This is a genomic window from Marinomonas primoryensis (genome assembly GCF_013372285.1).
GTDB classification, from domain to species: domain Bacteria; phylum Pseudomonadota; class Gammaproteobacteria; order Pseudomonadales; family Marinomonadaceae; genus Marinomonas; species Marinomonas primoryensis.
Window position 1 is genome coordinate 3,666,230 of record NZ_CP054301.1, and the last position, 21,273, is coordinate 3,687,502.

The 21,273-nt window shown below is 43.2% G+C and carries 23 protein-coding genes; 9 read left to right on the forward strand and 14 right to left on the reverse strand.

Annotated features, from left to right (window positions below; genetic code table 11):
* Positions 1 to 34: 34 nt before the first annotated feature.
* A complete protein-coding gene (locus MP3633_RS17120) occupies positions 35 to 2,341 on the reverse strand; it encodes a putative bifunctional diguanylate cyclase/phosphodiesterase (protein ID WP_176336442.1) in 2,307 nt (768 codons plus the stop codon).
* Between the two features lie 190 nt (positions 2,342 to 2,531).
* Here MP3633_RS17120 and MP3633_RS17125 point away from each other — a divergent pair, with 190 nt between their 5' ends.
* Together MP3633_RS17125 and MP3633_RS17130 are read left to right on the forward strand one after the other, a co-directional pair.
* Complete coding sequence (locus MP3633_RS17125) at positions 2,532 to 3,608, forward strand: carbohydrate kinase (RefSeq protein ID WP_176336443.1); 1,077 nt, start codon at positions 2,532 to 2,534, stop codon at positions 3,606 to 3,608.
* Positions 3,605 to 4,510 (forward strand): pseudouridine-5'-phosphate glycosidase, encoded by a 906-nt coding sequence (locus MP3633_RS17130; RefSeq protein ID WP_176336444.1) that lies wholly within the window; start codon positions 3,605 to 3,607, stop codon positions 4,508 to 4,510. Before MP3633_RS17125 ends, MP3633_RS17130 begins: the two co-directional genes overlap by 4 nt.
* A 35-nt stretch (positions 4,511 to 4,545) precedes the next feature.
* Here the strand turns inward: MP3633_RS17130 and rlmF are convergent, their stop codons facing one another.
* Both rlmF and MP3633_RS17140 read right to left on the reverse strand, forming a co-directional pair.
* Complete coding sequence (gene rlmF / locus MP3633_RS17135; RefSeq protein ID WP_176336445.1) at positions 4,546 to 5,529, reverse strand: 23S rRNA (adenine(1618)-N(6))-methyltransferase RlmF; 984 nt, start codon at positions 5,527 to 5,529, stop codon at positions 4,546 to 4,548.
* Positions 5,530 to 5,601: 72 nt separating this feature from the next.
* A complete protein-coding gene (locus MP3633_RS17140) occupies positions 5,602 to 6,534 on the reverse strand; it encodes a LysR family transcriptional regulator (RefSeq protein ID WP_176336446.1) in 933 nt (310 codons plus the stop codon).
* A 112-nt stretch (positions 6,535 to 6,646) separates the two neighbouring features.
* Here MP3633_RS17140 and MP3633_RS17145 point away from each other — a divergent pair, with 112 nt between their 5' ends.
* Positions 6,647 to 7,612: a DMT family transporter gene (locus tag MP3633_RS17145; RefSeq protein ID WP_176336447.1), complete on the forward strand. Its 966-nt coding sequence runs from the start codon at positions 6,647 to 6,649 to the stop codon at positions 7,610 to 7,612.
* Positions 7,613 to 7,629: 17 nt separating this feature from the next.
* Here the strand turns inward: MP3633_RS17145 and MP3633_RS17150 are convergent, their stop codons facing one another.
* The 10 genes from MP3633_RS17150 to MP3633_RS17195 all read right to left on the reverse strand — a co-directional run bounded on the left by MP3633_RS17150 (position 7,630) and on the right by MP3633_RS17195 (position 16,339).
* Positions 7,630 to 7,980, reverse strand: a complete 351-nt coding sequence (locus MP3633_RS17150; protein ID WP_176336448.1) for a DUF6164 family protein — start codon at positions 7,978 to 7,980, stop codon at positions 7,630 to 7,632.
* A gap of 70 nt (positions 7,981 to 8,050) precedes the next feature.
* Complete coding sequence (locus MP3633_RS17155) at positions 8,051 to 9,619, reverse strand: EAL domain-containing protein (RefSeq protein ID WP_176336449.1); 1,569 nt, start codon at positions 9,617 to 9,619, stop codon at positions 8,051 to 8,053.
* Between the two features lie 226 nt (positions 9,620 to 9,845).
* Positions 9,846 to 10,406 (reverse strand): DUF3833 domain-containing protein, encoded by a 561-nt coding sequence (locus MP3633_RS17160; RefSeq protein WP_244959722.1) that lies wholly within the window; start codon positions 10,404 to 10,406, stop codon positions 9,846 to 9,848.
* 23 nt (positions 10,407 to 10,429) lie between these two features.
* Positions 10,430 to 11,158, reverse strand: a complete 729-nt coding sequence (locus MP3633_RS17165) for a hypothetical protein (protein ID WP_176336450.1) — start codon at positions 11,156 to 11,158, stop codon at positions 10,430 to 10,432.
* Between the two features lie 14 nt (positions 11,159 to 11,172).
* The gene (locus tag MP3633_RS17170; protein WP_176336451.1) at positions 11,173 to 11,682 is read right to left on the reverse strand and encodes a DUF2878 domain-containing protein; all 510 of its coding nucleotides are present in this window, start codon (positions 11,680 to 11,682) and stop codon (positions 11,173 to 11,175) included.
* A gap of 14 nt (positions 11,683 to 11,696) precedes the next feature.
* On the reverse strand, positions 11,697 to 12,965 hold the full coding sequence (locus MP3633_RS17175) for an SAM-dependent methyltransferase (protein WP_176336452.1): 1,269 nt from the start codon (positions 12,963 to 12,965) through the stop codon (positions 11,697 to 11,699).
* Between the two features lie 26 nt (positions 12,966 to 12,991).
* A complete protein-coding gene (locus MP3633_RS17180) occupies positions 12,992 to 13,798 on the reverse strand; it encodes a DUF1365 domain-containing protein (protein WP_176336453.1) in 807 nt (268 codons plus the stop codon).
* A 5-nt stretch (positions 13,799 to 13,803) separates the two neighbouring features.
* Positions 13,804 to 15,054: an NAD(P)/FAD-dependent oxidoreductase gene (locus MP3633_RS17185; protein WP_176336454.1), complete on the reverse strand. Its 1,251-nt coding sequence runs from the start codon at positions 15,052 to 15,054 to the stop codon at positions 13,804 to 13,806.
* Between the two features lie 58 nt (positions 15,055 to 15,112).
* Positions 15,113 to 15,880, reverse strand: a complete 768-nt coding sequence (locus MP3633_RS17190; protein WP_176336455.1) for an SDR family NAD(P)-dependent oxidoreductase — start codon at positions 15,878 to 15,880, stop codon at positions 15,113 to 15,115.
* Between the two features lie 15 nt (positions 15,881 to 15,895).
* Positions 15,896 to 16,339: a nuclear transport factor 2 family protein gene (locus tag MP3633_RS17195; protein ID WP_217909023.1), complete on the reverse strand. Its 444-nt coding sequence runs from the start codon at positions 16,337 to 16,339 to the stop codon at positions 15,896 to 15,898.
* 255 nt (positions 16,340 to 16,594) lie between these two features.
* Between MP3633_RS17195 and MP3633_RS17200 the strand changes: the two genes are divergently transcribed.
* The 5 genes from MP3633_RS17200 (at position 16,595) to olsF (ending at position 20,444) form a co-directional block, all read left to right on the forward strand.
* Positions 16,595 to 17,170 carry a sigma-70 family RNA polymerase sigma factor gene (locus MP3633_RS17200; RefSeq protein WP_112134981.1) on the forward strand — a complete coding sequence of 192 codons (576 nt, stop codon included), beginning with the start codon at positions 16,595 to 16,597 and terminating at the stop codon, positions 17,168 to 17,170.
* A 5-nt stretch (positions 17,171 to 17,175) separates the two neighbouring features.
* The gene (locus MP3633_RS17205) at positions 17,176 to 17,871 is read left to right on the forward strand and encodes a ChrR family anti-sigma-E factor (RefSeq protein WP_112134983.1); all 696 of its coding nucleotides are present in this window, start codon (positions 17,176 to 17,178) and stop codon (positions 17,869 to 17,871) included.
* A 128-nt stretch (positions 17,872 to 17,999) separates the two neighbouring features.
* On the forward strand, positions 18,000 to 18,188 hold the full coding sequence (locus MP3633_RS17210) for a hypothetical protein (RefSeq protein ID WP_112134985.1): 189 nt from the start codon (positions 18,000 to 18,002) through the stop codon (positions 18,186 to 18,188).
* Positions 18,189 to 18,347: 159 nt separating this feature from the next.
* Positions 18,348 to 18,551 (forward strand): hypothetical protein, encoded by a 204-nt coding sequence (locus MP3633_RS17215; protein WP_176336456.1) that lies wholly within the window; start codon positions 18,348 to 18,350, stop codon positions 18,549 to 18,551.
* Positions 18,552 to 18,713: 162 nt separating this feature from the next.
* Positions 18,714 to 20,444 carry a bifunctional ornithine lipid synthase OlsF gene (olsF, locus tag MP3633_RS17220; protein WP_176336457.1) on the forward strand — a complete coding sequence of 577 codons (1,731 nt, stop codon included), beginning with the start codon at positions 18,714 to 18,716 and terminating at the stop codon, positions 20,442 to 20,444.
* Positions 20,445 to 20,457: 13 nt separating this feature from the next.
* On the opposite strand, the gene MP3633_RS19055 is transcribed toward olsF, so the two are convergent.
* Positions 20,458 to 20,592, reverse strand: coding sequence for a hypothetical protein (locus tag MP3633_RS19055; RefSeq protein WP_280526385.1), 135 nt, complete (start codon positions 20,590 to 20,592; stop codon positions 20,458 to 20,460).
* A gap of 314 nt (positions 20,593 to 20,906) precedes the next feature.
* Here MP3633_RS19055 and MP3633_RS17225 point away from each other — a divergent pair, with 314 nt between their 5' ends.
* Positions 20,907 to 21,212 carry an isoamylase early set domain-containing protein gene (locus MP3633_RS17225; protein ID WP_112134990.1) on the forward strand — a complete coding sequence of 102 codons (306 nt, stop codon included), beginning with the start codon at positions 20,907 to 20,909 and terminating at the stop codon, positions 21,210 to 21,212.
* Positions 21,213 to 21,273 lie beyond the last annotated feature (61 nt).

A 21,273-nucleotide genomic window follows, 5' to 3' on the forward strand; every position in this document is an offset into this window, starting at 1 on the left:
CAATAAGCCTCACATTAACAGCGTGTCACTCTCGCTAAATCTTATGAAAGTTTTCACGCCATTTAAAGAAATCTTCCGCAAGCAAAGGTTTAGAGAAGAAATAGCCTTGTATTTTATCACAATGATATAGCCCTAGAAGTGCCACACCTTCCGCATTTTCAGCGCCTTCGGCTGTTACTTGAAAGCCCAGGCTATGGGACAAATCAATGGTCGCCTTAGTGATAAACTCATCGCCTTTATTGGTATCGATAAACTGTATAAAGGCGCGGTCGATTTTCACTTCATTCACGGGTAACTCACGCAAATAGGACAATGAAGACTGACCGGTACCAAAATCATCAATAGCAAGATGTACGCCCATTTTCTGCAAGGCTTTCAGCACATTGGTCACTTTTACTCTATCTTTCATCACAGCGCTTTCTGTGACTTCAAGTGCTAACGCGCGTTCTGGTAAATGGTTCGCTTTCAATGCTTGAGCAACCATAGTCGGCAATGCTTCATCCACCAGATCATGGGCAGACAAATTCACCGCGACGCGAATTTCATGACCATCTGACCACCAGCGACTCAGTTGAGACAACACCGTGTTCAATACCCATTTGGTTAATAATTGAATGCTGCCCGCGTGTTCAAGTATAGAAATAAATTCATCCGGCGGGACAAAACCGAGTTCAGGGTGGACCCAACGAATCAAGGCTTCTGCCTCATGACAATCGTTGCCTGCTAGGCCAACCTTAGGCTGGTAAACAACAAACAATTGACCACTTTCTAAGGCGGCAGGCAAATCCCGAATAATCGTCAACTGACGACGGTGATTTTCATCTTGTCCGATTTCATAGAACACACAAAGATTACTTTCTTCTCGTGCTTTGTCAGCAACGATATCTAACCGGCGCATGGCGCTGTTTACATCGGCAGTTGCATGCTCGAAAGGCAGTACAGCGATGCTGATATCAAGACGAATATTTGAACCCTCTTCTACTTCAAACTCTTCGCAGAAAAAACACTTTAAATCCGCGCAGTCTTGTTCTGAAATGTTGCGTCCGAAAATAAGCAAAAACTTATCGCCGTTAAGGCGCGCAATCATATCAGTGTCGCCACCCCACGCTTTAAGGCGCTCCGCCACTGTTGATAACAAAACGTTGCCAACATCAAAGCCCAACATGTTATTAATATTTTTGAAGTGTCGAATATTTATGAGTATCAGGCCACCTTGAACCTTAGGCAAAGCTTCGCTCAAATATAATTCAACGGCACTTTGATTGAATAATCCCGTAAGCTGATCACGAGAAGCCCGATAAGTCAGTTCTTCTTCTCGATTTATAATCGCGTCTTGCATCGTTTTCATGGTGTTAGATAACACACCAAATTCACCACTTATTTCTGGTGCCTTAACTTTTTCGTTATCGGCCCCCAAACCAATCAACGTCGCATAATCGACCAAACGGCCGATTGGCTTCGTCATATTTCGAGCAAGCACCACACCAAATAAAAATGCCAACGCCAACGCACCCGTGAAAATTAAGACCAACTGATTACGAGTACTGTTGTAGCTTTCTATCCAAGGTCCGTAAGGCAAATGAATGACGCCCCATTGATCGGTGACACCTAAATCAACACCCAACGATAAATATTTTTCATCCGTAGAAAACATTGGCAACTGAAGAATACTGTTGATGTTGCCTATACCGTCAAACAAGGTGTTTTTTTCGTATTCTGGTAATGTCGATACACCATCAAGCGTATGGGTACTCTCTATTTCATGAACAAAGCTAATGTCTAATCCAGTGACATTCTTAATTTGTTCTGCCAACGTTTGATCTAGTAAAAACGCCATACCGACCCAAGCAATCACATTCGGCGCTTTAACTGGTACTAATACGAGCTGATAGGCGCGATTATCCAAGGCGATCATAGTACTAATCGACGAACCGCCAGAGCGGCGAGCCGCAAACACAAGCTCAGAAATAGTGCCACTAACATTAACCGCTTGAGTCGCCGTAATAAGCTCGCCGCCCGGCGACACTAAAATAGACACATCCGCGCTAATTCGGGCACCATGATTTTGCAAAACAGAGCGGATAGTCCCCGTTTCTCTGGTGGCCACAGCTTGCTTAAAACCAAAATCAGAGGTCAAAATCTCCACCCCTTTAGTAAGCTGTTCAGCACGCGCTTCTAAAAACAAATCAAATACATTGCGCGATACGTCAATGGAGTTCACGCCTTGCCTATAGTTGTCTTCTTTTAAAGACGACAGCACAGCAAGCGCGGTTCCCAACTGAGCCAGCGCAAGTAACATCAAGACAAACATAATGAGTTGTGCTTGAAAGCTTTTAAACACCTTGAAATCTCTTTTAATACTAATCACATAGACCTTATAGAATCGGCTATTGGACTTAAACCTAAAAACGCAACGGAGGATCAAGAATAATAGGGGTTATATCACTTTTACGCTACATCAGCTCAAAAAGCACTTGTATATAACTCAATATAAACATATGTTAATTCTTTAAACATTTGTTATGTTGACTATGAAAAATCAAACTTATCGCGTCTATGAAGCCATAAAGCTCGATCCACTTGCCTCACAGCAAGCCCTAGCCGACCGACTTGGAATGAGCAGAGAATCTGTTGCAGGGCACATTATGCAACTGACTCGGCAAGGCTATATCTTAGGAAAAGGTTATTTACTCGCAGAGCAAAATACCTATGTCGTCATTGGTGGCGCCAACGTGGACATCAATGGCCACAGTAGCGCGGTATTAACCACTCATGATTCTAACCCAGGAACCATCAGCCAAAGCCCCGGCGGCGTAGGCCGAAATATTGCTGAAAATTTAGCACGCCTAGGTGAACACGTACATTTGATTGCATCTATTGGGTTGGATCAACGTGGCAATTGGCTAATAGAACAAACTCGTGCAAGTGGCGTAGAAACACATAATATCTTGCGTCATGACACCCTACCCACGGGCACCTACTTAGCCATCAATAATGACAGTGGGCAGCTACAAGCCGCTATTGCTGACATGCGAATCATCGACACACTCGATGCGCAAAAACTCAGCAGTAAACAAGCTTTACTGCAAAGTGCTTATAGCATCATTATTGATGCTAACCTTTCCTCCGACACCATCGAATGGCTCGCACGACAATCTCTTTCTGCTCAACTTGTCGCTGACGCGGTGTCCACAGCGAAAGCACCTAGATTACGGCCCATATTAGCGAAATTAACCTTATTAAAAGTCAATCAAGATGAAGCAAGAGCCATTCTTGACTCAAATGAAACAGACCCCAATAAACTCGCAAAAGCCTTACTTGATGCAGGCGTTGATGAAGTATTGCTTAGCCTAGGCAGTCAAGGTGTTCTTTTTACCAGCGCAGAACACAGCCAACAAAAAATCTGCTACCCGACGGTACCGGTCAGCGATACCGGTGCAGGAGATGCTTTATTGGCGGGGTATTTAAGTGCTTGCCAACAAAATAAAAGCCTCGACGATTCACTCTCTTTTGCCCTAGCTTGCGCGGCGATGACATTAGAAAGTGCTCATGCAAACTACCCAGAACTCACTGTTCAAAACGTCACTCAATGGATAGAAAAACTATGAACCAATACCTAGATATACACCCTGATGTTGCCGCCGCCATTGCCGCGGGCAAACCTGTTGTTGCCCTTGAAAGCACCATTATTTCTCATGGTATGCCATGGCCACAAAATGCCGAAACCGCTAAGAAAGTGGAACAAATCATTCGTGATAACGGCGCAGTACCCGCGACCATCGCCATCATTGATGGCCGCCTTAAAGCGGGATTAAGCGATGAAGAAATAGACACCTTAGCCAAAGCTGGTTTGTCTGTAACGAAGTGCTCACGCCGCGATTTGCCCTTTGTTATTGCCCAAAAACAACATGGCGCAACAACCGTAGCAGCAACAATGATTATTGCGGCAATGGCCGGTATTAAAGTGTTTGCAACAGGAGGAATTGGCGGTGTACATCGAGGCGCACAGCAAACGTTTGATATCTCGGCTGATTTGCAAGAGCTAGCAAAAACCAGTGTGGCTGTTGTGTGTGCTGGGGCGAAATCTATTCTAGACCTTGCGTTAACACGTGAATATTTAGAGACTCAAGGTGTTCCCGTATTAGGTTACAAAACGGACACTCTACCCGCTTTTTATACTCGTGATAGTGATCAAACCGTCGACTATAACCTACAATCCGCAAATGACATTGCGAATTTCCTCAAAGCAAAATGGGAAATGCAATTGCATGGTGGGGTGATTATTGCCAACCCTATTCCAGAAGAATTTGCGATGGATAAAGCCGCCATCGATTCCGCCATCAATCAAGCATTAGCCGAGATGAAAGAACAAGGCGTTGCCGGAAAGGAATCTACTCCTTTCTTATTGGCGCGCGTCGCTGAATTAACGGGCGGAGACAGCCTAGCAAGCAATATTCAGTTAGTGTTTAACAACGCTCGCCTTGCCGCTAAAATTGCCATCGCACTCTAGAAAAGCACATAAGAAGACAATTACTGGCCGTCATCTTAATTCTGCCAGTAGTTGTCTTTCCAATAGTCTATTTGATCATCTTCGAGGAAGCTCCAAGCGACAAACCGACTGATTTTTTGACCTTGAGCCATGTCAATCGTCTTAACCTGGCGAGCACCAACATCTTTTAATGTACGGTAGATAGTGTCTAAATTCCCCTGACGCGCCACCAAGGAAGTAAACCAAAAACAACGATCGGCGTATTGAACACTTTCTTTTACCATTCGAGACACAAAGCCAGCTTCCCCTCCATCACACCATAATTCAGGCGCCGTTCCGCCAAAATTTAAAACAGGCTTTTCTGTGCTCGCTCTTTTACCTTTTACACCACGCCATTTACGCTGTGATTCATCTATCATCGCCGATTCACTGGTATGAAACGGAGGGTTGCACAGAGTTAAATCAAACCTGTCTTTTTCTTCCCACACGCCATCAAAGATCTTAGCCGAGTGAGTTTGCAAACGAGCAATAACCGCGCCTTTCAAACAGGGGTTGGATTTTATAATGGTATTGCAGGTCGACACGGCAATAGGATTCACATCGGAACCAACAAATTGCCAGCCATACTCTTGATGTCCGATGATGGGATAAACACAATTCGCTCCCACACCAACGTCCAAAACCTTGACCGTTTTTCCACGCGGGATCACTCCTTGATTACTGGTCGCTAATAAGTCGGCTAAATAATGAATGTAATCGGCTCGACCGGGAATCGGCGGACAAAGATAACTCGGTGGAATGTCCCAAAATGCAACGCCATAAAAGTGACTGAGTAAGGCTCGGTTTAAGGTTTTAACCGCATTAGGATTAGCAAAATCCACTGACTCATTTCCATACTGGTTGAGTTGGATAAAACCAGAAAGTTCGGGGCAAGAATCCGCCAAGAGCGCAAAATCATAACGCGCACGATGCGGATTACGAGGATGAAGCTCTAGTTTATTGGTACGTTTGCTTTTCGTATTCTTGCTTTTTAAGACCACGTGGATGCCATTGAGTTAAACCAAAAGGGGAGTATAACCGAATTCCTGATCATGAACTAAAGTGCGTAACCGTCACTCTTTAGGATAAGGAATTAAGGCTTTGACGACCCGCTCGCAAATCCCCCTGAACCAAATCACACCGGGGTCGTTCTCCACAGATTTTGGCCAGCTTGAATAATAATGAATAAAAGGAAAATCCATCGGAAGGTCCTTAATAACCAAACCAAATTGCTTTCGAAAACGTTCCGGTAATAAACCGCTGTTGCTCATTAATAAAGACGTTCGGCCTACGGTTTCCAGTGCTGCCAACATATAAGGAGTACGAAATGCAAAATGACGCTCTCTCGCTCGCTCACCTAGCAATGCATCGCTAATCACAGGGTTAGAACCGCCTAAATTTACCAATACATGAGAATAAGCCAAATAGTCATCTAGCGTGATGTGCTCTTTCGCGGCTAATGCATGATTCGCAGACATAACGCAGCGAAATTTTTCACGTCCAAGTAGGTTTTTTTCAAAACTATTGGGAAGCTGTATGTACTCGCTACACAAAGCCAAATCAAGAGAGTGTTCCGCTTGGCTAAGCAAACTCGTTTCGGTCAGCGTGCTGGTTTCTAACGAAGCAAAAGGCGCTTCTCGATAGAATTGCTCTGCAATCGCGGGCATATAGGCTTGAGCTTGATAATGCGTCGTTTGCATACGGAAAGTACGATAACTGCTTTGCGGCTGGAATTCAGACTCTGCCCACAACTCTGCCATTTGTTCTAGCATGAGCTTTAATGGCGCTTCCAATGCTAATGCTTTCGATGTTGGCACCATGCCTTTTGCTGTACGAATAAACAAAGGGTCATTGAAGGCATCACGCAGTCGATTAAGTAATCGACTCATGGCGGACTGGCTCAGATACAAGCGATCCGCCGCACGACCCACATTGCGCTCTTCCAGTAAATATAACAGTCCTGTGAGTGATTTAAGGTCCAAATGCTGTAATGCGCTGGGGATCATAACCAAATTCCGATTTATGCATAATGATTAGGCCTATTATGCATTGGCTTTAATGAAGGGGGAAAGCCATTATGGAAAATCAGAACAACTTCTTTTATATAAGGTTATCGTTATGCCAACCGCCAAGCAGACTTTTTTGTACGGGCTCTTCTTTAGCTCCATTACCGTACTGTTTTGGGGGATGTTACCAATCGCCTTAAAGCTCTCAGGGGATTTCTCGGACCCCATTACACTCACTTGGCTACGTTTCTCTGTGGCGGGTATCATTTTGGGGCTATGGCAGTGGCAGCGCGGCAAACTGGGAGAGTTCAAAAATCTTCGTAAACAAGATTGGTTACGCCTGGCAGCGGCTGGTACGTTTTTGATTGTTAACTATACCACCTTCGCTTGGAGCTTGAATTTTTTGCTGCCGGGTTCCGCGCAACTAAGTTTCCAAATCGCCCCACTATTTCTGGCATTAGGCGGCTTATTCTTTTTGAAAGACACCATTCACTGGCAACAGTGGATGTGTTTCGTTGGTATTGGATTAGGCATGTTGGTTTTCTTCCATCCTATTTTGGGACAAGGAAATCAAGGCTCAATTTGGGTGGGTTTTGCGATTGTACAATGCTCTGCAGCGGCATGGTCTATGTATGCGTTATTACAAAAGTCTTTGTTCCAACGCTTAGCGCCGTCCAATATTTTATTAGCAATTTATGCCTATGCATTGGTCGTCATGCTGCCTTTCGCATCCCCTAGCACATTATTAAGTATGTCTTCAGACGACGCTTGGATTGCGGCATTTTGCTGTCTCAATACACTGATTGCTTATGGCGCTTTTGCTCAAGCCATGCGGTATTGGCAAACGGTACAGGTGAGTGCGTCTATCGCGTTAACACCGGTTATGGCGTTCATTTTAACTGAGGTTTGTGTTGCATTCGGCTGGTGGACAAACCGTATCAGTTCATCCCACGCTGACTTACTAAGCTTGTTCGGTATGTTGATTGTGATCGTCAGCGCCATTAACGTGCAGTTGATTAGCGCAAGGGTTCAACGTAAAGCGGCCTTACTTGCAAAACCACTGAGTAACGCTACTTAAGAAAAGCCTGAAGGTTGTTATAACCACAGTGTAAAAGGAATAATCGAGATACCTAAGATGAGAAGAACAGCAACCAAGGTAAAAAGAGCTTCTGCTGGATTTTGACGAGTATGCTGTAGATAACCCAACACCCACTGCCCAAGCGTAATAGGTCGCATTGTTTGGGCACGAAGAATTTGATCTTCTCGAATAAGCGCCAATGCTTTTAATGCTTGTTCTTTGTCTTTAACCCAAAGTCCTGCCATGGATATCTGCCAACGACCTGCATTCGTTTCATAAAAATCGATGTCATGATCGGTTAATAATTGACGTATCTCATCCGCCTCTTCATCAGGAACATATTTAAGCCGAAAAACCAGAGTCGCCATGTCATAACCTTGAGCGTGAAAAATGAAGCGCTAAAGAGTAAGAGAAGCCAGACAATAATACAATCTTGTATCACCAAACTGGCGCTACTTGGGTCGAGTTTTCCTCGACCCAAGCAATAACTTGCTCCTTTGGAAGAGGACGACAGAAATAATAGCCTTGTACTCGATCCACTCCTAGCGCTCGAACTGCTTCAAGTTGGTCTTCGCGCTCGACGCCTTCGGCCACCAACGCCATGTTTAACTCTTTTGCTAGCTTAGTGATGGAGATTAAGATCTGACGCGTAAACTGATCGTCTTTTAAACTGTCGATGAAAACTTTATCCAGCTTTAACGTGTCGTATGGGAAACGACGAAGGAAATCTAAACCCGCATAACCGGTTCCAAAATCATCCACAGACAAGCGAATACCTAATGTTTTAATGTACTCGAAGCGACTCACCATAAGTGGCAGTTCAATGTCCGTTAATGCGCTGGTTTCTGTTACCTCAAGACCTAAACGACCTTTTAACTCAGGGTACTCTGTAATAATGCCTTCCAAGTTTGGAGCGAAGCTTTCTTTGAGCAAACTGTATCGGTCCACATTCACAGAAATATTTATCTCTTTTAACTGTGTAGGATACTCACGATAAAAGTCTCCCACCTTGCGAACCACCATCCAAGTAAGATCATCTATCAAACCAAGGCGTTCTGCTGTTTCAACAATCACAAGGGGAGAAATTTGACCATGATGAGGAGAGTGCCATCGAATAAGCGCTTCCATTTCATGAAGTTCGCCGGCTTTAAGTGACACAATCGGCTGGAAATGTACGTCTATTGCATTGTCTTTGATTGCTCTTTTTATACTCAGCGGCAAAGAGTGACGATAGTATAAAATCCCACCGTGAGCAGCATAAAAAATAAGACAAAACAAAACACAAAAAATAAAAATAAAAGGCAACAAAGAGACCAAATGACTCCAATACAAGCTGAAAGGCGAAAAGACCACTAAACTGATGGCCCAGTCATCTAATGACTCAACTCGCTTAGCCAGCACCGACGATTTATGGCTATATTCGCTAGACACTACAGTTTGCTTACCAATAGTGAGTTCGTATGGGAGGTCAGGCGACAACAAGTAATCTACGTCTACCGCTAGGGCTTGGGGCGGAGCCAAACCATTGATACCCAAACCATGTGCGCCTTGGTAGAAAGCAAAAAAAGTACTTTCTCCAATACTATGAGAGCGCACCAAAGAAACAGTTTTACGCTCGCTGCTGTCTTTTATTCGATCCACAATCGACGAAAAAATAGCAATATCTCTTGGCCCGTAGGTTGTGCAATATACGCGAAAATCATCGTTAAACAGACCAATCTCTTTAAAGATTGGTGAATAGAATGTAGTACGTCGTAATATATCAATGTCTTCTTTTTCACAAGAAAGTTTGCTGCTATCAACAATGTGCTTCAGTTCTAGAAAAATACCATTCATTCGGTGTGTTAATGCATTTTTTGCAGACTCAGATCTTTCCTCTAAGTTCTTTAATTGATAGGCATAAAGCCCCAACATAAACACAAACAAGCTTAGGAATAGAGAAATAAAACCATAATAAAAGAAACACCTTTTTTTAGAAGACATCATTGAGTTGATACTTTTAAACATTAAGCAACTTCCTATTCCATGAACGCTGATATAAATAAAATTTATTTGTAAAAAAATGTTACTGTCATCAAATAATTACACACAAGTATCTTTACACCAATAAAAAAGGCCGCCCAAAGGCAGCCTTTCATGAAAAAACAGAAAATACAGTGCTCATTTAAAAATGAAATGCATCTTAGTAATACTTAACCCATCATTATATTCACACACACAATATTTATTAGAATTATAAGCCCGAGTTTATTTTTTCAATCACAATGGATAAATAACCTACTTCGACGCCAAATTTAGTCATGATAGATTCGTTCATCACTACACCGTCTTTCACCATGTACATGCGGTCATCCACATTGACTTCCAGTAAATCACCGTCATAAGGAACCTGTAAAACATAATTCATAAACAAGGCGTTGCCCGCAATTTTAATATCGCCGGCACCAATAACGTCGTTCGCTGTGGCGGTATATTCACCATTATCATTGGGTGTCATTATCCATGTTCGATTTTGAATTTCGCCATCATCAAAAGTAAAAACCTCGGCAAGCGTTCCAACACCGTCTTTCCAATCACCTTCTAGCGTGGCGTTAAAGTAACGTATTACTTCGCCGCTGCGATTCTTTAAAATGCCATGTGCTTTTAATGATCCTGAGAAGAAATCCTGCAGTTCAAATTTAGGCTCATTCTTTGCGTACAAGGACACATCTGGTGTCGAGCACGCGGACAGTAAAAGGACGCTCAAAAAAGCAATAGTAAGCGGCGAAAAAAAACGTTTCATCATGGATTTCATAACATCACCTAAAAAAATCGAGCTTATAAATAGCGATATTGAATATCGACACTTTGGTATTTACCCTGCGAATCACAAATATTCGCACGGCCAGTAAATCGTAATAGCCTTTTTTGAACCGGTTCGTATGCCACAATGATTGGATCCACTGCGAGCTTTACAAACCAAGACACCGGAATAAGAGAGAAACATTCCGCCCCTTTTTGAGTTCCTTGAACACAAGACGCTTGACTGAACCGAAAAGTAAACGTTGTTTGCTTACTCGGAACCAGATATTCAATGTCCATCTGATTACCTGCTTCTAACGCGTCCCAATATTGTTTAATAAAGGCATCAAAACCCGCATCAACGATCATTCCTGCGACCAATTTTACCGAGTCTTTTTTTGCTTCTATGGCACTATTTTCCTGATACGCTATTTGCAACGTGTTATTCGTTTGCATAACGTCAATTCTTTCGCCATTACGGTCATTAACCTGACTAAAACTGGGTGTTATAGCAGACTCAGATAAGTCAATTGTCTTATGCCCAAAAACAGTACCATTAGGTTCTGAGTATTCGACTCTATACGTTTTATCACTGAGCGGTTGATGGGTTTCGCGGTACAGTAAAGCCCCTGTTTTTAAACTGTAAGCACTGCCCACAATATTAGAAGAAAGCGCTTCAGCTATAGCAACTGAGCTAAATAGAAAGGTAAAAAGTGCCATGACTACAGGCCACTTTTTAGATAAAGAATTAAGAGAACGCTTCATTGTATGATTTATCCTTACTTTTGAAATAGTGTCCATTTCTCGGCTAAGAAAAGCCCAAATGGCAGCACCATTGACCAAACACACGCCACCACCAATAGGGATAACCAAATCGGATCTGCTAAGGTAATACCTGCCAGATTCGCGCCGGCAAAATAACTCAATGTCGGCCCGATCAAACCCATTGTAGCAGCCAATAAATAGCGAGAACGCAAGAAAGCCAAACTGTGAGCAAATAAAGTAGCAACACTGACCCACAGACAAAGTAACCACAAAGGAGGGAAGCTATTCAGACTGGTAACATTGGCGCCAAAAGAAAATAATCCTAGCTGAAACAAAGCACCATCAATCATGATGCCAAGTGCCAAAAATACTCCGAGTAAACGCCACTCCCTACGAGTGTGCATAAAGTAGCGATCATGCAACAATAAATACGCTGCTGTCGCCACAAGAGCCCAAACATTGCCAGCCAATAAACAAACGAACCATACGAGCTGAAACAGAACGGCATTAATTAAACGCTGCATGTTATTCGCCTCGTCTATTTTTGTTCAATAGAGAGCCGATGATCTGGCTTGGCAAAAATAAATTGTCCAGTACTGATCGCTCGTTCTTTAAAGCCGCCTTCACAGTAGGCAAGGTAGAAATCCCACATCCGGCAAAAAACATCGTCAAAGCCCATTTCGGCGACTTCATGACGCGCCTCATGAAAACGCGCCCGCCAATCAGCCAGGGTTCTTGCATAATGCTCAGTAATGTCTTCCAACCCTATAATTTGCATGTCGGTTTTAGAAGCGATTTTATGAGCAATCACTTGATTAGATGGCAAGCAACCACCGGGGAAAATGTAACGCTGGATAAAGTCCACAGAACGGCGAGCATAATCATAACGTTGATCCGCAATAGTAATGGCTTGAATGACCATCACACCATGTGACTTTAATAGCTCACTGCATTTCATGAAATAGCTGTCATAGTATTCATGTCCGACGGCTTCAATCATTTCGATAGAAACCAACTTGTCGTATTGACCCTGTAGATCTCGGTAGTCTTCTAGCAACAAGGTAATTTTATCTTGTAACCCTTCAGCTTCGACTCGTGATTTAGCAAATTCATATTGTTCTTTAGAAATGGTCGTCGTGGTTACTTGGCAGCCATAATGTTTCGCGGCGTGAATCGCCATTCCGCCCCAACCCGTTCCAATTTCTAACAGATGATCGTCTTTGCTAAGTTGAAGTTTCTGACAAATACGATCTAATTTGTGAACAGACGCTTCTTCCAAAGACGCCTCTTTTTGAGGATAAACCGCAGACGAATACATCATTGTAGGATCAAGAAAGAGCGAGAAAAAATCATTGCCAAGATCGTAATGGGCCGAGATATTTTCTTTCGATCCGTCTTTGGTATTGGCGTTTAATCTATGAGCTATTTTGGCGCCAATACGGCTCCAAATGGGCCGCTTGGCGTCCATTTTATTAATAATATTAAGGTTGGCCACCATCAAACGAATCACCGAAACCACATCCGAAGAAGACCACCAGCCCTTCATATACGCTTCGCCTGCGCCAATACTGCTGTTTAAAAACACATCTCGGTAAGTATGAATGTCGTGGATATGAATGTGAGCGATGTATTTTGAACCCTTTTTTTCTTCGCCAAATAGATAGGTCTCGCCATTTTCTTCCAAGGTAAGATGACCGACTTCAAGTCGTTCTAACATGGTAAATACCATTTTACGCGCTAGGTTATCAAACCATGTTGTTGTTCGGTTTTTGCTCACTTTACGATTATCCATACTGACGGAGTTCATAATTATTAGTCTCCTAATGTGTTTTTCTACTTGGTGGTAGACGATGAGTTAGTAGGGTGTGAGTGAAAAGGAATCTTTTTCACCCAAAGCTTAAGTGCTTGCCAATAAATTCCAAATGCTACTTGCATCGTCATAACAGGGTAACTAAACAGTACCTTTGCCATAGAAGACGACGTCAGCGGAATACGAGACAGTGATAACGTGGCATCAAACACGCATTCTTCACCAGCCAACTCTTTGTTTTGCATATGCACCGCTAATTTTTTACTAGGCACATTACTGCGCCAGTCATAAAAATGATCCATAGGATGAAAAGGAGACACATGCATCGCTTTACTAAATTGGATACGCTGCGTTACTTGGTTTGGATCACACTTAAATACATAGGCAATACTTTCGCCCCACGGTGTATTGGTGACTTCAAGCAACATGGCCTGCAGCTGCTCGTTTTCATCAAAGCAGTAATAAATGGTGATGGGATTAATAATGAAGCCAAAATAACGACAGTTAGTGAGCATGCGCACTGAACCGGATAACGTCAGATCGAGACGCTGATTCACTTCCGCCTGCACGGCTTGCTTGATCGGTAAGGCAGAATCACCAAAATAATCTTTACGAGAAAACCTCGCTAAAGACCAAGACGTCATCGACCACCAAGGGCTCATCGCCAATACATCGTCTAACTCATCTAGGTCAAAGTACATCATAAAAATACGATAGCGAAAGGCATGACCACGAGGTGAAAATCGACGATGACGAACCGTGCCATGATAAATAGCGCTGTGTTTGGGTACGTAATTGTCTTTCAAAACACGCTCTGTCTTACCATCCATTTTGTTCACCAAGTAATACCCAGTCCGTTGGCGACACGCACACCGCTCCAACAACCATCTTCATGAAAACCATTGCGCCAATACGCGCCGCAGAACCACGTATTTTTAACACCATTAATGTCTGCCCAACGATCCTGAGCGTTAATACCTTCCAACGAAAAAGTAGGATGAGCGTACTGATAGCGCCCTATTATTTTGTCTTCGTCGATCATGTCGGTCTGATTCAACGTCACCACGTACGTAGTGTTACTGGAGAAATGCTGCAAGATATTCATGTTGTAGCTGAGTGTCGCAGGCTTAGTTCGATCCGCGCCAAGATGATAATTCCAGCTTGACCAAGCCAATTTTTTCTTCGGCAACAATCTGGTATCAGTGTGCAGCACGACTTCGTTATTTCGATAAGGAATGGCAGCAAGAATCGCTTGCTCGTCTTGTGTTGGGTCCGTTAACAAACGTAATGCTTCGTCGCTATGACAAGCGAACACCACTTGATCAAAAGTCTGCTGAGAGCCACCTTCAAATTGAATCACAACATCATGATCCGAACGCTGGACATGGGTGATGCGCGCTCCCAGCTGGATTCTGTCTTTAAATTTAGCAACCAACGGCTGTAAATACGCCGATGATCCGCCTTCAATCACACGCCACTGCGGACGGTCATTCACACTCAGCAAGCCATGATTCTTAAAGAAGCGAACAAAAAAGACTAATGGAAAGTCCATCATTTCGTCGAGTGTCGATGACCAAATGGCGCTTCCCATGGGAATCAAATAATGGCTGGCAAAACGAGCGCCATAGCCCTTTTCTTTTAGATACTCACCTAATGTCACACCTTCTTTTAACTGACCACTTTCTAAATCTTGGATGGCTTCTTTATTGAATCGCAAAATGTCCTTCAACATGCCAAGAAACGGAATGTTGAAAATATTACGGCGCTGGGCAAACAAGGTATTTAGATCATTGCCGCCGTATTCAAGTCCAGTACGCTGGCAACTCACACTAAAGCTCATTTCGGTCGCTCTAGAAGGAACGCCAAGCTCGTCCATAAGACGAATAAAATTAGGGTACGTCCAGTCATTAAAAACAATAAAGCCCGTGTCTATGGCTCTGGTACGTCCACCTTCTTCAACATCTACCGTGGCGGTATGTCCGCCAATACGGTTTGCGGATTCAAATACCGTTACATCATGCTGTTGTTGCAAAAGATAGGCACTGGTTAAGCCTGAAATCCCCGATCCTATAATGGCAATTTTCACTCATTGTCTCCTTAATGTACGTCGTCATTAACCAGCCACGCTGATGTATTTGTTGAATCTATTGCTGGCTGTTTTTTTTAGGCGCTAACAAAGAAAGCCATAATGTCGGAAAATGTCTTCCGGCCCACAACATGGCAGACAATCGTTTCGGAAACGCGTACTCGAAAGGGCGAGACGCCAACGCCGAATACATTCGATTTGCGGCGTCATCTGCTGACATAAGGAAAGGCATGGAAAAGGTATTTTTTTGAGTCAATGGTGTGTCGACAAAACCGGGTAATAAGCACGTCACGTCGATGCCGAACTGCTTCAAATCCATTCTTAACGCAGACAAGAAGTATCGAACGGCGGCTTTGCTAGCGCCATAAGCTTCCGCTTGTGGGAAAGCCGCTTGAATCGCTTGAGAACTGACGCCAACCAAATGAGGACGCGCCGACTTTTTAAGCAATGGCAAGCAGACATCGACACTGTTTACCAACCCAAAAAAGTTAACCGACATCACTCGATCCATCATTTTCCAGTCTGGGTCCGTGTCCGTCATATCTAAATATTCACACGTCCCCGCATTTAACACAGCACAGTCTAAATAAGGTGTGTGCAGACTCAGCGTTTCTCTAACCAAACCCACTTGGCTCTCATCGGTGATATCAAAAGGAATAAACGTTAAAGTGTCATACGTCGCTAACAAATCCGAAAGGCCACCTTGGCTTCTTGCGCTGGCAAAAACCCGCCAGCCTTCGTCTAAATAACGCTTGGTTAGCGAAAGGCCAATTCCTGAACTGGCTCCTGTCACCCAAACCACACCATTTCCTGTTGTATGACTCACCTATTTCTCCTTAAATCACATCGCTAAACGTTTTTTTAGCCCTTTGACGACAGCGCCTAATAAAGGCACATGTTCATAGATTAGCTCACCGAGATCATAAACATCTTCATGGTAGTAAATTCGTTCATTAAATTGCACCTGGCTAACACCGCGCACTGTAATGGTTTTATTGCCTAATTTCGGGTGTTTAAAGTGCATATTCCATTTGATATACGCCGTGTTGTCAGACACGACCTGATCCAAATACTCAAAACGACCGCTGTGTACATTGACACACATGGCGGACAAGTAAGCGTGTAACTTGTCCGCGCCTCGCAACTCATGGACAGGGTCTTTGAACCACACATCTTCCGTGTAAACGTCGTCTATTTTATCCAGCTGTGGATGCTTCACATCTTGATAGAATGCTTTAAAACGTTCTATCAATAAAGATTTCGCGTCCATTTTAGAGTCCGTCATACTCGCCACTTACCTGCACTGTTGCTTTTAAAAAGAGGATTTTCATTTCATATCTCATGGTACTAATAAACGTATCAAACAGACGGTTGGATCACTATTTTTTTTCGGATGCTATAGACAAAAAGAAAGGCACCATTCGATAGACGTATTTTTTCTATTGTTTACTACAATGAAAGTGATCCACACTGACACTAGGCTCGTAACTAAACCAAATCGCACAAAGCGTCATGACCGTCTTCCTTTCTGGAGCAATCAATGGAACGCGCAAAAACATTACAACCCGATGAACAGCGAGTGGCTGACATGTTTGCCATTGCTCAACACAGAGATCAAGCCGCCTTAGCACGCTTGTTTGATCACTATGTTCCAAGAGTGAGGTCATTTTGTATGGCCGCACAACCCGGTTCTAACATAATGGCCGATGATATTGCTCAAGAGGTGATGATTCGTATATGGAATAAAGCTCACACCTACAAGCCCGAAGCGGCTTCGCTTAATACGTGGGTTTTTACCTTGGCAAGAAATGCCCGAATCGACTATTTACGCAAAAACAGCCGACATCAATCAGACATCGACCCAGAATACTTATGGCGTAATGTGATCGATGAAAATGCTGATCCATTTAAAGACGCACAGCAAAAAAGAGATCAAGAACGTATTCAACAAGGATTAGATAAATTGCCATCAGACCAAAAGCAAGTATTAGCAAAAGTATACTTAGAGGGTAAAACCCATAAAGAAGCCGCCGAAGAGTTATCGCTTCCACTTGGCACAATAAAGTCCCGCGTTCGTCTTGCTTTACACAAACTCACTATTTACGTTAAGAGGTAGTACCGATGATTAACTACCATCCATCGATAGAAATATTAACCGACTACGCGGCGGGTTCATTGCCTTTGGTACATTCTTTGTGTGTGTCTACGCATTTAGAACGTTGCCCAGAATGCCAACAGCAAATTAGAAAACTAGAAATGCTGGGCTCGCACCTTTTTGATCAAGCAAAAACAGAAAGTCGTCAGTTAAGTAATTTGAAGGACAGCTTCTTCAAGAACCTAGGCGAACAGCCTGTTCAAAAAAGTGTCGATAATCAACCAACGCAAGAAGCCAGCCACAGCCAATGGGACGATTATAATATCCCTAGCAGCTTGCGCCAGTTCATTACAAAAGGTTACGACGACCTCACTTGGCTACGCTTATCACCTTCTTTTAAAATTGCGACGCTTTATAACGAAGAAGGTGGAGCACAAATTGCGCTAACAAGAGTAAAAGCAGGTGCACATATGCCCACTCATACTCACACCGGAGATGAAATCACCTTGGTGTTAGAAGGTGCTTTTTCTGACGAGAGTGGCGTTTATCGACAAGGTGACTTTATTAATCGCGACGTTAGTCATAAGCATAAGCCCATCGTAACTAAAGATGCCGAATGTATTTGCTTAACCGTGTTGGACGCACCAATTGAATTTACAGGTTGGTTCACCCGTCTCTTGAACCCAATCATTCGTCGTTACCACCCGTACTCCCATGTATAAAAAGGAGCATGATCCAAGCCACCATAGCCAATGATAGGTGCACGATTGTAGACGTTCGCTTAGAACAAGCAAATTTTGTGAAATTCTGGTATAGTCCTTGTTCAAATTAAAAACAAGGACTATTTATCATGGCAACTAAGAAGAAACAGCCGGCCGCTTCGGAGACGTCAGAATCCATTGAAAAGCAAATGCAAGAATTCCTTGCTCGTGGTGGGCAGATAGATAAAATCAATTCAGGTGTTAGCGGTCAATCTCAGCTCACAGGATCACGCCATATATCTCTAGGAAATAGCAAAACGAAACCACAGCAAGCTTAAAAAGTATTTGGTTTATCCAAAATACTCCACGCTATTTTCGTTTGTACGCCAACCCTATAAATGCTGTTTTAAGCCCATTCTGAAACGCAAATAGGTTGGCGGATCAAATCATTGTTCCAGACAATTCTACAATGACACTCTTACCGACACAGGAATATTATGCTTACCGATTCTGATCGCGCTTTTTTTCGCCCTAAGTGGCGTCGAGTTGTTGTCACTCTATTATGCGTAGCATGGTCTGCTCTTGAATGGGTATCGAATGAACCAATTTGGGCCACCATCGCAGTAGGTATTACCCTATATTGTTTGTGGAACTTTTTTTACAAATTCGAAAAAGAAAACGACCACACACCGCCTGACTAGTTCGACGATGGCTTACACTCGCCATCGCCTAAAGCTCATCTAATTTCCCAATCACTATTATGGCTGGTCATATTTTCGCCATACAAACGTCACGACTCTGTCATATTGACGCTCTACTCTCACTAATAGAACTAAAAATACTTATTAGAGCGGAGCAACACTGTGATACAAGTCGAGCAAATGATTGCCAGTAAATCTCCTCAGTTTTTCGATAAAAGCCCATTTATTACACGCCCTACGTTAAGTGTCTTAAAACGCTTATTCCACGAAAATGAAGTAAACCAATTCCTGGAAAAAAACGACGGCTGTGTTGGCTTCGAATTTATTGATCGTATACTGGATCACTTCAACTTTAGTTACCAAGTGAGTCAAGTTGATCGCCGAAATATCCCTGCCAGTGGCCGTATGATGATCATCGCCAATCATCCTCTCGGTGCTTTAGACGGCTTGGCGTTACTCCGACTCATTGGTGAAATACGTCCGGATGTCAAAATCGTCGCTAATGATCTGTTAATGGGATTTGATGGTTTGAAAAGCCTCGTTTTACCCGTCGATAATTTAGGGGGGAAAACGGGGCGTCAGCAACTTAAAGCCATTATGAACTGTCTACACAATGAAGAAGCCGTGATTATTTTTCCCGCTGGCGAAGTGTCTCGTATGTCGCCAAGTGGCGTAAAAGACCAACAGTGGAATCAGAACTACTTAAAACTGGCGCAAAAAACCAATAGTCCATTGCTACCTGTACACATAGGTGGCCGCAATTCCATGTTGTTTTACACCAGCTCACTTTTGTATCGGCCTCTGTCTACACTTCAACTTGCCAACGAAATGTTTCGCCAAAAGAACCGTAAAATTCCCATGCAAGTAGGCCAGGCGATTCCGATCCAAGAATTGGCTAAGTTGCCATTGAGTGACAAAGAAAAAAATAAACTGGTAAAACGCCATCTGTACCGTATCGCCAAGGGAAAAAAGCCCCTGCTGAAAACAGAAAAAACGGTTGAGCACCCACAGAATAGACAGCTAATACGACAAGAACTTAAACAGTCAGAGCACCTTGGTAGCACCAAAGACAACAAACAGATTTACCTGTTCAATTACGACCCTATGTCGGTCACGATGAAAGAAATCGGGCGTTTACGTGAAATTGCCTTTCGTAAAGTCGGCGAAGGCACAGGAGAACGTTCTGACCTAGATAAATTCGACCAGCACTATCGGCATTTGGTTTTATGGGATGAAGAAGAATTAGAAATAGTCGGGGCTTATCGTATAGGCGAAGTCGCACGCTACATGAAAGAAGAAAAAACCAATAAAATATACAGCGCAGAACTGTTCCAATATTCGTGTGATATGGAGCCTTACTTTGAACAAGGCATCGAACTAGGACGAAGCTTTATCCAACCTAAATATTGGGGCAAACGCAGCTTAGATTATTTATGGTATGGCATTGGCGCTTATCTAGATCGGCATCCAGAAATACGCTACATGTTCGGCCCCGTGAGTTTGAGCAATAGCTACCCACAAGTGGCAAAAGATTTCATCGTGTCATTCTACCGATTGTATTTCGCAGACAAAGAACACTTAGCGCGCTCTTTTACGCCTTATCAGGTCAATACTGAGCACGCTGACATCATTTCAACCCTGTTTAGTGGCAACAATTACGATGAAGACTTCAGGGTTTTAAAAGAACAACTCAGCCATTTTGGCGCCAGTGTGCCAACGCTGTTTAAGCAATACAGTGAGTTATGTGAGTCGGGCGGAGTTCGCTTCTTAGACTTTGGTGTCGATTCAGACTTTGGCTACTGCGTGGACGGTTTAGTCCTGGTAGACCTCAATACAGTCAAAGAAGCGAAAAACAAACGCTACCGAGGGCACAACGAAGTGAATCACCTCTAGCTTTATTGCTAGTTCACGACCGTGGATCGTGATGGTGACCATGAGAGTGATGATGCTCATGGTCTGAGCGTTTAAAAGCAACCAGATACACAATTTTAATAACCAGCATCACGCTCAATGCAATGAGAACGATCATTTGAATATCCATAAAAACACCTCTTTATTATTGTTGGTGTCTTTTGAGTGTAGAACATTTAAACGCGTCTAATTGTGAATTTACGTCTCAGGACTGTATTCATTTCGTAAGCCCAATAACAGGGCATTAATACCCAATATAGAGGCGATTTTTACTCAACCAAAGACGGCTTAGACAGCACGTAATACGCTTTTTATCGGTAGATTAATCACTTAGATAATATGGCGTAAGTTTTGCCTGTTCTTTAATTAAAGAGTCGTTTCTTTAACCCTCAGGCTTTTGCAGTAGCCTAATTTTTTGTCTATCACTAGGCCATGGAGCTGAAAATGATCGAGAAAACATATTTAAAAACCAAGCCAAAATGCAAAGTGAAATTTGCCCTATCAGCAGACATGATCGGTGACGGCCAGAACGTTTCGGTGGTTGGTGACTTTAACAATTGGGACGCTTCAGCGCACCCATTACGCAAACAAAAGTCGGGCGTCTTTGCTTCTACCTTAAATCTAGAAATCGATCACACTTACCAATTCCGCTACCTTATTGACAACCAGTACTGGCTAAACGATGACATGGCAGACGCCTATGTACCGAGCCCTTTAAGCCAAGATTCAAACGGGATATTAAGCCTATAGCTCTCCTACGCCTCTTTTTGTTTTCACTGTCAAAAAGAGGCGATTCTTCTGATCAAAAATC